This window comes from Ignisphaera sp., assembly GCA_038735125.1.
Classification (GTDB): domain Archaea; phylum Thermoproteota; class Thermoprotei_A; order Sulfolobales; family Ignisphaeraceae; genus Ignisphaera.
In genome coordinates this window covers 250,346-260,182 of record JAVYNU010000002.1, presented here as the reverse complement: position 1 = coordinate 260,182, position 9,837 = coordinate 250,346, and the positions used below count along the sequence as shown (strand labels likewise).

Sequence of the window (9,837 nt, the reverse complement as noted above, 5' to 3'; positions counted from 1 at the left end):
CTTACCACTCCCATTAGGCCCAACCAAAGCATATATCTCACCATCGCCAACAGTAAAAGAAAGGCCATCAACACCTACAGACCCCCTACCATAGACCTTAACAAGATCCCTAACAACAACAGCAGACACAACCACCCAAACAAAAGGCCGTCAAAACCCAGATAAACGGTTACAAAACACCAAACAACTGCCTAAACATCCCAAAACACAGATAGGCCAAATACATAACATTAGCTAACACAATACTTTCTAGCCAACAATGTGAGGATGGCAATGATGGCCAGAAGAAGTGCAAATACGTAGACCAGGAAGACAATGATAGCAAAACTGATATCTGTATTGAGTAGTCTCTCTAAAACTAGTTTCGCATACCATGCAAATTCAGGCGATAGTACGCCTGTAATAGGCACAACTAGTGTATATAGTTTGAAGCTGATCCTCATCACTCCAAGCCCACAAAATAATATAAATGTATATGCCATTGCTAGGGACATTAATAAAAGCACTGCAAACGCCACCCAATACCCAAAAGCCTTTATCAAAAGCAATGAAAACCAGGGAAGGGAAAACCCAACAGCCACAACTATTGCACCATCAATAAACAAAAGTAGGAGCACAATCTTCAAAGACAGCTCTTTCCCCGAAACCTGCTGCACCATACAATACATCACCTAAATATTGAATATTAATAAAAAATTATTAAGTTCTTATCTCTGTCCCCTAGCCAAAGGACATTGCTTTTACATACAAACCACTTGTTCTACCATGATTCACTGTATATATTGTCTATATTGTATTGTGCCACGACGCAAAAACCAAGATATTTATTTTTCGCTGGTTTGCTAACAAGAAATGTGATAGGTGTGGCTATGGGATGTTTTTGCGGTTTTGGCACACCGACAACTTTTTGAATATAAACACGAAGATCGTGTTCATCAGTATAAGAAAGGCGAGGAAGGGGGCCATAACAGTAAATGATTTGACAATGTCTTCAGCAAGGTCTTTGACGTCTGTGAGCTCCTCTAAGCTAAATGTAACGCCATTCACAGCCACAACTGCTAATGCAAGAATGAGATACTCCACAAAATTACTTATTTCGAGTGTGAAAGGTTGACAAAATGCTGAAACTGCTACCAACAATGCATATATACACATCAGCGACATGGCCAGGAACAGCATTATCAAAAACGTTGGCCAAGAACCCAAAGAATCGATAAGCGAATAGATAAACACCCTTGAAAATAAGACAATTGCTATAAACAATGCAGCGGCGATCAACACAACACCAAGCAACTTAATCTCTTTATTTTTAAGAGGTTGCCGAGCCATAAACAACACCAAAAAAGTCAATTAAAAATAAAATTTTTAAGTTTTGTTTGCTACCCTCCAGCAGGAGGCGGCCAACGACAGTTAGAACCCATAACCCGACCACTAAGTATTCCACCTATCCCAATACCAATTGATATATAATCTCTTGTCGTCGCGCTGATTGCTATCACCCCTACTCTTATTGCTGCGTTTATTCCCGCCCCAAGAACAAGTAATCCAATACCTACTGCAAAGGCTCCATAGCATGCAAGATCTCTATTACCAGTTGCATAACCAATTATTGTAGCAGCAATTCCTGCTGCTGTAATTATTGCTCCAATAGCCAAAAGCCATGGAAAGTCTATCACTAGTGCATATCCTTTTTCTACTGGCTTGTCTATTTCTTTTGGTATATTGTTTGCCAACCCATTTAATGCGTTGGCTATTTGCGGATATGCTGTCGGTACGTATCCTCCCTTTCCACCTGTTTTAGCATAGCCTGGGCTTGTGCCGTTGTAGAGGTTTGCTGATAGCCATTTGACTCCGTTTGCAATTAGGTTGTAGTATTGTGATAGTGTATTAGCTCCTTCTGGTAGCACTATCCAGTCTCCGAAGAATGTTGTTTTGTTTTTGAACCAGTAGTTTGCTAGTGTGAAGACATAGCTATATCCGCTTCCATCTGGTGTTAGTTCGCCGATTGTAGTAACATATATTCTGTGGGTGGTGCTAACATTTCTGGTTAGCCCTATCAGGATGTAGTTGGCTATACTGTCGCTATAGTTTGCCTTCACCTCTCTCCAGTACATGACTGTGTTGCTGTCAATGCTCTTGTTGTATACTGGGCCTAGCCACAGACTCCAGCTGCTATCGTTAGACATGTATTCGAGTCCCATGAACAGACTGTTGTTGACATATATGTATATGCCTGTACTGTTAGAGACTGTAGAGACGTTTAGCTGCCCAGATCTAATCTCGTTTCTTATGTCAATAGCGATCTTAGTTAGATTCAGCACCAAGTTGCTGTCTAGATAGGGCTGGTTGACGAGAGCCATAGAGCCGTTTCTATAGATGTATAGTGTGTGGAAAAGCTCATACCTCTCAACCTGGTCTAGAGGCATGTTGCTCAAAGCCATAGCCAAAATCGATAACATTATAAGCTTGAATTCGTCAGACCCATCGTCAGCTCTAACAACTCTGAAGACAGCTGACACTGGAGCTAGGCTATAGATTGTTATGGCTACTGCAACCACTATTGCTATTGATTTGAACAACAGATTTCTACTCATTTGAAACACCAAAGAGTGGTAGGAGTATCCTCGATATATATATCGCTCAAAAAAGAGTTGAAACAAACACGAAAAACAATTGAACAACACAAAACATAAACATATAAAGAGTATTACTGCGAGATAATATGGCGCTAGAATAGATATGTTAGCTGCATCGAATCTTTGTACATAGCACTAGCTATAATTATGTATTTACATTGGCGAGTCATCGGCAGGTGTTTGCAATTTGTGCATACCTAGGCTACGTTAAAACAGGTGGAAGTGGAGGATATATATCAACAGCATACCACGGATAGCCAAAGCATTATTCTTTTTACTTTGATCGGTGCACCAACCTTTTTTTAAGTTTTTAGCCAGCTTAGCTATTCGCGCCTTAGCTTCCCCACCCTTACTGCTTGTACGCATCATATGTTTAATTAAATTAAATCTTTTGGAATTTACTAAGGCCTTGAAGAATCTAAGAAAACTCCTTTAGAGTACATGTTGATAATGCATATTACTTCTATTAGCCATAGGCCTAGCCTATGCTTCGACATTCAATGTGTTGATAAGGATGTCAGGCAACATATTAGGTTAACGACCTAGCTGCAAAAGAGCCAAAACAGTACTTAGGGTCTTCTAGAGCTGTCTCAGCCACCACCATCCATAATCCTTTGACAGCTGCTTTCCTTGAGATTCTGTGTGTTCCTGGTGGCCGGGGTCTACTCACCTTCTAGACCTTTTGAAGTTGGATAGTCTGAGAGAAGTCGATATGGGTACCCCCACGCAGTGTCCACAGGAAAAATTAAGAGTCTTTGTGTAGTCGCAACGCATTAATGGGAGCCATCTACATGTTTGATGGATAAGCAAAACTTATATAGGACTTATCACTAAGGATAGCTATCTTGAGGGGTTGAACATGAGCCAATGGTAAATAACCTAGATCTTATAAAATATAGAGATGAGATTCTACCAAAGTATTGGTATAACATAATCCCTGATTTGCCAAAGCCGTTGCCGCCTCCGATGGATCCAAAAGACGGGTTCTCAAGAATAGAACTGTTGCAGAAGATACTGCCGAGAGAGGTTCTCAGACAGCAGTTCACTGTCGACAGATTCATTAGCATTCCTGATGAGCTTCTAGAGAAGTACACTATAGTTGGTAGGCCAACACCGATCTTCAGGGCTATTGGTCTAGAAAAGTATTTGGATACCCCGGCGAGGATCTACTTCAAGTATGAGGGGGCTCTTCCAACAGGCTCTCACAAGATAAATACTGCTATTGCACAGGTTTACTATGCTTATAGCGATGGTGTAGAGGGGGTTACTACAGAGACTGGCGCTGGTCAGTGGGGGTCTGCTGTAGCTCTTTCAGCGTCTCTCTATGGGCTAAAGTCATTTGTGTTTATGGTGAGGGTTAGCTATGAGCATAAGCCCGGTAGAAGGGGTCTTATGGAGTTCTACGGCGCTGAGGTGATTCCAAGCCCATCTAATTTAACTAGATTTGGGTCTGAGTTGCTTAAGAAGGATCCCAGCAACCCTGGTTCGCTTGGCATAGCCATTAGCGAGGCTATAGAGTATGCCCTTGACCACGGCTATAAATATGTCATGGGAAGTGTGATGGATGTTGTCCTACTGCATCAAAGTGTCATAGGGCTAGAGGCTATGAAGCAGATGGAGATCATTGGTGAGGAGCCAGATGTTATAGTTGGTTGTGTTGGTGGTGGAAGCAATTTTGCTGGCCTTGCCTATCCGTTCATAGGTCTTAGGGGGAAGGGGAAAAGATTTGTTGCTGTAGGCTCGGCGGAGGTTCCAAAGTTTAGCAAGGGTGTGTACAGATATGACTACCCAGACGCTGCCGGCATTCTGCCAATGCTGAAGATGATAACACTTGGGAAAGACTTTGTCCCACCACCTATATACTCTGGTGGCCTGAGATACCACGGTCTCGCACCATCGCTTAGTCTGCTGGTTAAGGAGGGTGTTGTCGAGTGGGTTGAGTATAGAGAGCCAGAGATATACAGGGCTGCAGCAATATTTGCTAGAACACAGGGGATTGTGCCAGCACCAGAGTCTGCACATGCTGTAAAGGCTGTTATAGACATTGCTCTAGAGGCTAAGAAAAGGAATGAGAAGACTGTGATACTATTCAATATGAGTGGCCATGGACTGCTCGACATAGACAACTACAGGTCTATGATGATGAGGTATGGAAGGCTGTAGCGAGGAAGAGGACTGGTGGTCTGTCTATGAAGAGGATACTCGTAGCTTATACCACACTTGGCTATCCATCAAAAGAGAGGTTCCTAGAGTTTGTTTCAAAGGCTGGGAAATTTGGCGTAGACTATCTAGAGATTGGCATACCCCCAAGCTTTGCAAAATATGATGGGCCTGCTATTAGGAGAAGCTATGAACATGTCAAGAAACTTGGCATAGACACTAGAGAAGCTCTTAGGGCTGTAGCTAAAAATGCTAGTGCACCCATTATAGCATTGACCTATCTAGACGACTATGCAACTGTGCTAAACAGATTTGCTGAAGAGTTGAGCAGTATCGGTATAGAGTATCTTCTTCTGCCAGATCTGCTAATAGACTATCTAGACTCCTACAAAGAGGTTCTAGAGACTCTTAGAGCCTGTGGTGTGAAGCCCACACTATTTGTATCGTCTTCAATGCCCGATAGACTCATAGAGGAGGTTTCGAAGCATTCAGAGCCGTTTCTATACCTCGGCATAAGACCGGCTACAGGTATTCCGATTCCCGTTGACCCTGTTGTCGTGGTCAGAAGGGTTAGAAAACTTGTTGACAACACTCTCGTTGTCGGCTTTGGGCTATCTATAGACGACATAGCTAATGCTGTGAACGCTGGGGCAGACGGTATTGCTGTTGGGACGGCGATTATAGAGGCTATTGAGAGGGGTGGTATTGAGGAGGCATTCAAGTTGTTGACCAAGCTTAGAGGTGTCCTCAATGAGCTATAACACAGCTCTTAGAAGGGTTGTGGAAGGCTATAGCCTGTCTGAGGAAGAGGCTAGAGAGCTGGCAACAGGCATAATAAACGGTGCAATACCAGACGTCATCGTATCGGCTATTCTAGTCGCTTTGCGAATGAAGGGAGAGTCGCCTGAGGAGATCGTGGGGTTCGCCAAGGCTATGAGGGAAAAGGCTCTGAGGATAGAGGCTAGCCATGCAATAGATGTTGTTGGCACAGGTGGGGATGGGATCGGCACACTAAATGTTAGCACAGCCACAGCCATTCTAACATCAATTGTTCATCCAGTTGCCAAGCACGGGAATAGAGCTGTTAGCGGTAGAAGTGGTGCAGCAGATGTTCTAGAGGCTCTTGGCTATAGAATCGATGTAGAGCCTCAACAGGCTGCAGAGCTTCTAAGAAAAACGGGGTTTGTATTCCTATTCGCCCCTAGGTATCATCCGGCAATGAAAAATGTTGCGCCAATTAGAAAGGCGCTGGGGATTAGAACGATATTCAATGTTCTTGGCCCCTTGACCAACCCCGGTGGCACTAAGAGACAGGTTATAGGTGTGTTCTCAAACAGCTTTGCAAGGACTGTTGCTAAAGCTGTTCGAAGGCTGGGCTACGAACATGTTGTGGTGGTACATGGAGAGCCTGGGATGGATGAGGTTAGCCCGGCTGGGAAGACACATGTATACGAGGTTAGAGGAGACAAGGTGGAGTACTACACTGTTGAGCCAGAGGACTTCGGTGTTAGCAGAATATCGGTGGAGAGGCTAATTGTGTCAGATCCCACAGAATCTGCTGTAAGGATATTGAGGGCTTCGAAAGGTCTTGACAAATATGCTGAGATTTTCATAAAGCTGAACACGGCATTCGCTCTATATGTAGCACATGTTGTTAGAGATCCTAGAGACGGTTTTGAGTATGCAGATCAGCTTTTGCCGATGCTAGTAAATAGGATTGAAAGTCTCGTAAAATACAATGGGGATGTACGGAAATTCGAGGAGCTGATGAGGATGATACAATGAGGGTAAAGCTCAAAATATGCGGTGTTGCAAACATCGACGACGCTATTGAAATTGATAGAATTGGCGTTGACTTCATAGGGATGGTAACAGATCCGATAAGCCCTAGGTACGTGCCGGAAGACATCGTTGCAGAGATTAGGAAACATGTCTCTACACCAGTTGTTAGTGTAAAGGTCCGCGGATCTCCTGCGGAACTCGCCAACAGCTTTGCCGATTACGTGCAGGTGCACAGAGTTTTGAGTATCGACGAGCTTGAGGAGCTTGCAAGCTTCAATTCAAAAAGGTTTATACTATATGTTCCCGCATCCCTCGACTACATAGACTATCTCAAAAAGGTTCAGAAATACTTCGACCTAGTACTGTTTGACTCTCCTGCCAAGGGACAGCCAAGCGATCCGAAGGTGCTGAAGACCCTTCTCGACTATCATCCAGGGGCCGGTGTGGCGGGTGGCATAACTCTTGAGAATGTTCATCTCTACCTAGCTTTGGAGCCTGGCTGGATAGATGTATCGAGTGGTGTGGAGGTTAGACCCGGTAAGAAGGATTTGGACAAGGTTAGAAGATTGAGGGAGGTGGTCTACAAGTGGAGGTCATGAAGCTAGGCGATGTTGCTGGAATAGAGGATGTTGTTAAGTGTCTCTACGAGGAAGAGGATGTGTTTGCCGTGTACGAGGATCTGACAAAGAGTCTTTACAGCATTGTTGCATGGGGCTCTAGAAACACTGTGAGTAGTAGTGGCAGCAATGCTCTTGATGAGGTTGTGCAAGCTCTGAAAAATGCTAGGAAGAGGGATTATCTCTACCCACTGGACATAGGGTTGATAGGCTATGTAAGCTACGATGCTGTGAGGCTATGGGAGAGGATACCAGATATAAAGCCATATCCAGAGGAGTGGCCGCTAATCCAAATGTTTGAGCCGATTAACATGGCTGTGTATGACCATGGCAAAGGCGTTGTATATGTAGATGGAGATCCGAGTCTACTGAAGATCTGTAGAAGCAGAAGAGGAGACACAAACGCTGTACACAAGGTCAGTTTGTATGACTCTATGCTAGATGGAGACAAATTTGTTAGAGCTGTTGAAGAGACTCTAAAATATGTTAGAGACGGCTATGCGTTTCAAGTAGTTATATCGAGGTTCCAGAGATATGTCTACAGCGGCGATCTCACACAGTACTATTTGAATTTGAGAGCGATTAATCCATCGCCATACACATACTTCATAAAATTTGGTGACAGAGCACTGATTGGCGCTAGTCCAGAGCTTCTATTCTCTCTTAGGAGAGGGGTTGTCGAAACATATCCTATTGCGGGTACTAGGCCTAGGGGCAGAACAGAGGAGGAGGACAAGGCTCTTGAGAAAGAGCTTATGGAGTCTGAAAAGGATAGGGCTGAGCATCTAATGCTCGTCGACCTGGCTAGAAACGATATTGGAAAGGTTTGTGAGCCGGGGACTGTGAGGGTAGAGAACCTCATGTACATAGAGAAGTATAGCCATGTGCAGCACATAGTATCTCGTGTTGTGGGAACCCTAAGAAAGAGGTTTACAGCAGTTGATGTGCTGAAAGCTGTTCTGCCTGCGGGGACTGTGAGCGGAGCTCCAAAGCCATTTGCCATGAAACTGATTGAAGAGCTTGAGGAGTATAAGAGGGGGCCATATGCAGGCTCAGTAGGGTTCTTCACAACATCTGGAGAGGCCACAATGGCGATAGCGATAAGAACGGCGTTTGTGTTTAGAGACCTTATCAGGTTGCAGGCTGGTGCAGGCATTGTCTACGACTCCAACCCGTATATGGAGCTGGAGGAAACAGAGCACAAGCTGGCTGCTTTAAAGAAGGTTCTCGGCATAGGTGGTTGGTGAGCATGGTGGACGTTGTTCTCATAATAGACAACTATGACAGCTTTGTCTATAACATTGCTCAGATAGTTGGAGAGCTTGGTGCAATGCCGATTGTTGTGAGAAACGATGAGATTTCGATTTCAGCTGTTGAGAGAATCAATCCCGATAGAATAATCATTTCTCCTGGCCCTGGGTCGCCGGAGAAGGCTGAGGATGTTGGGATTTCCACTGAAGTTGTTAGAAGATTCTATAGGAGTATTCCAATTCTAGGCGTTTGTCTGGGGCACCAGGTGATAGGCTATGCATTTGGCGCGAAGATTAGGAAGGCTAGAAGGATAATGCATGGAAAGATATCAACAATAAAGATTGTGAATAGGACAAACCTGTTTAGGGGTGTCCCAGAGGTTTTCAAGGCCACGAGATACAACAGCCTTGTGGTCGGCTCTCTACCAAACAACCTTGTTCTAGACGCCATATCTCTAGACGACGGCGAGATCATGGCTATTCACCACATAGAGTATCCAGTCTATGGGGTGCAGTTCCATCCAGAAAGCATTGGGACGGAGTATGGAAAGGTTATACTCAGAAACTTTCTGGATTTGGTGTAGCTGATGAGTAGGGCTCTTCCAGAGTGGTTGGAGAAGGTAATTAGATACAATATGTCTAGACAGCCAATGAAGATGAGCAGGTTTAGAGCTGTTCACAGCCTTAGATCGAGAATCGAGGAGTTTTACAACGCTGGTAAAACAGCTATTATAGCTGAGTACAAGACCAGGTCCCCATCCGGTTTGCATGTGGAGAGGGATCTGATGGACTATATAAGAACTGTTGAACTGCATGCAGTTGGTTTGAGTGTTCTAACCGAGGAGCTATACTTTGGAGGTTCTTACAGCAATCTTGTTAGAGCGGCTTCTGCAACCAGCATACCTATACTCATCAAAGATATTATTGTTTCGCATAGCCAAATAGAGACGGCTTATAATGTTGGGGCAGACGCTGTTCTTCTAATAGCGTCTATACTAGGTGATAGAGAGCTTGACAAACTATATGAAGAGGCTAGGGGATATGGTCTAGAAGCCTTTGTAGAGGTTCACACAGTTGAAGAGGCTAGAAATGTTGTGGAGATGGGCTATCCGATGATCGGTGTAAACTCTAGAAACCTGTTAACACTAGAGGTTAGCGTGGATCATGCATACAAAGTTCTAGAGATAATACCAAATAGGTTCACGAAAGTTGCTGAGAGTGGTATTAGAGGCAGAAGCGATATTGTGTACCTCAGGAGAGCAGGAGCGAAGGCTTTTCTAGTTGGGACAGAGCTTATGAAGAACCCTCTAAAGATATTTGATCTAGTATCTTCATTTTAGCTGTATTAATATTAACATTTTTAATGTTGCTAAAGCCCTTTAGTGTGTGGCT

At 44.1% G+C, this 9,837-nt stretch carries 10 protein-coding genes; 7 read left to right on the top strand and 3 right to left on the bottom strand.

What is annotated here, in order from left to right; genetic code table 11:
• Positions 1-230: 230 nt before the first annotated feature.
• The 3 genes from QW284_04550 to QW284_04540 all read right to left on the bottom strand — a co-directional run bounded on the left by QW284_04550 (position 231) and on the right by QW284_04540 (position 2,594).
• Entirely contained in the window at positions 231-659 is a 429-nt protein-coding gene (locus QW284_04550; GenBank protein ID MEM0338938.1) for a hypothetical protein, read from the bottom strand.
• Between the two features lie 208 nt (positions 660-867).
• Positions 868-1,329 (bottom strand): hypothetical protein, encoded by a 462-nt coding sequence (locus QW284_04545; GenBank protein MEM0338937.1) that lies wholly within the window; start codon positions 1,327-1,329, stop codon positions 868-870.
• Between the two features lie 50 nt (positions 1,330-1,379).
• Entirely contained in the window at positions 1,380-2,594 is a 1,215-nt protein-coding gene (locus QW284_04540; protein ID MEM0338936.1) for a hypothetical protein, read from the bottom strand.
• Positions 2,595-3,503: 909 nt separating this feature from the next.
• On the opposite strand from QW284_04540, the gene QW284_04535 reads away from it, so the two are divergent.
• From QW284_04535 to trpC, 7 genes are read left to right on the top strand one after another with little or no spacing between them, the layout of a single operon-like run.
• Positions 3,504-4,799 (top strand): TrpB-like pyridoxal phosphate-dependent enzyme, encoded by a 1,296-nt coding sequence (locus QW284_04535; GenBank protein MEM0338935.1) that lies wholly within the window; start codon positions 3,504-3,506, stop codon positions 4,797-4,799.
• A 26-nt stretch (positions 4,800-4,825) separates the two neighbouring features.
• On the top strand, positions 4,826-5,557 hold the full coding sequence (gene trpA, locus QW284_04530; protein MEM0338934.1) for a tryptophan synthase subunit alpha: 732 nt from the start codon (positions 4,826-4,828) through the stop codon (positions 5,555-5,557).
• Entirely contained in the window at positions 5,547-6,581 is a 1,035-nt protein-coding gene (gene trpD / locus QW284_04525; GenBank protein ID MEM0338933.1) for an anthranilate phosphoribosyltransferase, read from the top strand. Before trpA ends, trpD begins: the two co-directional genes overlap by 11 nt.
• Complete coding sequence (locus QW284_04520) at positions 6,578-7,177, top strand: hypothetical protein (GenBank protein ID MEM0338932.1); 600 nt, start codon at positions 6,578-6,580, stop codon at positions 7,175-7,177. The genes trpD and QW284_04520 overlap by 4 nt, the downstream gene beginning before the upstream one ends.
• Complete coding sequence (locus QW284_04515) at positions 7,174-8,442, top strand: anthranilate synthase component I (protein ID MEM0338931.1); 1,269 nt, start codon at positions 7,174-7,176, stop codon at positions 8,440-8,442. The genes QW284_04520 and QW284_04515 overlap by 4 nt, the downstream gene beginning before the upstream one ends.
• Before the next feature lie 2 nt (positions 8,443-8,444).
• Complete coding sequence (locus QW284_04510) at positions 8,445-9,029, top strand: aminodeoxychorismate/anthranilate synthase component II (protein ID MEM0338930.1); 585 nt, start codon at positions 8,445-8,447, stop codon at positions 9,027-9,029.
• A gap of 3 nt (positions 9,030-9,032) precedes the next feature.
• Positions 9,033-9,785: an indole-3-glycerol phosphate synthase TrpC gene (gene trpC, locus QW284_04505; protein MEM0338929.1), complete on the top strand. Its 753-nt coding sequence runs from the start codon at positions 9,033-9,035 to the stop codon at positions 9,783-9,785.
• The last annotated feature ends 52 nt before the right edge of the window (positions 9,786-9,837 follow it).

Excerpts from the sequence above, each read along its gene's own strand:
- QW284_04550 (MEM0338938.1), bottom strand. The coding sequence starts at position 659 with ATGGTGCAGCAGGTTTCGGGGAAAGAGCTGTCTTTGAAGATTGTGCTC.
- QW284_04545 (MEM0338937.1), bottom strand. The coding sequence starts at position 1,329 with ATGGCTCGGCAACCTCTTAAAAATAAAGAGATTAAGTTGCTTGGTGTT.
- QW284_04540 (MEM0338936.1), bottom strand. The coding sequence starts at position 2,594 with ATGAGTAGAAATCTGTTGTTCAAATCAATAGCAATAGTGGTTGCAGTA.
- QW284_04535 (MEM0338935.1), top strand. The coding sequence starts at position 3,504 with ATGGTAAATAACCTAGATCTTATAAAATATAGAGATGAGATTCTACCA.
- trpA (MEM0338934.1), top strand. The coding sequence starts at position 4,826 with ATGAAGAGGATACTCGTAGCTTATACCACACTTGGCTATCCATCAAAA.
- trpD (MEM0338933.1), top strand. The coding sequence starts at position 5,547 with ATGAGCTATAACACAGCTCTTAGAAGGGTTGTGGAAGGCTATAGCCTG.
- QW284_04520 (MEM0338932.1), top strand. The coding sequence starts at position 6,578 with ATGAGGGTAAAGCTCAAAATATGCGGTGTTGCAAACATCGACGACGCT.
- QW284_04515 (MEM0338931.1), top strand. The coding sequence starts at position 7,174 with ATGAAGCTAGGCGATGTTGCTGGAATAGAGGATGTTGTTAAGTGTCTC.
- QW284_04510 (MEM0338930.1), top strand. The coding sequence starts at position 8,445 with ATGGTGGACGTTGTTCTCATAATAGACAACTATGACAGCTTTGTCTAT.
- trpC (MEM0338929.1), top strand. The coding sequence starts at position 9,033 with ATGAGTAGGGCTCTTCCAGAGTGGTTGGAGAAGGTAATTAGATACAAT.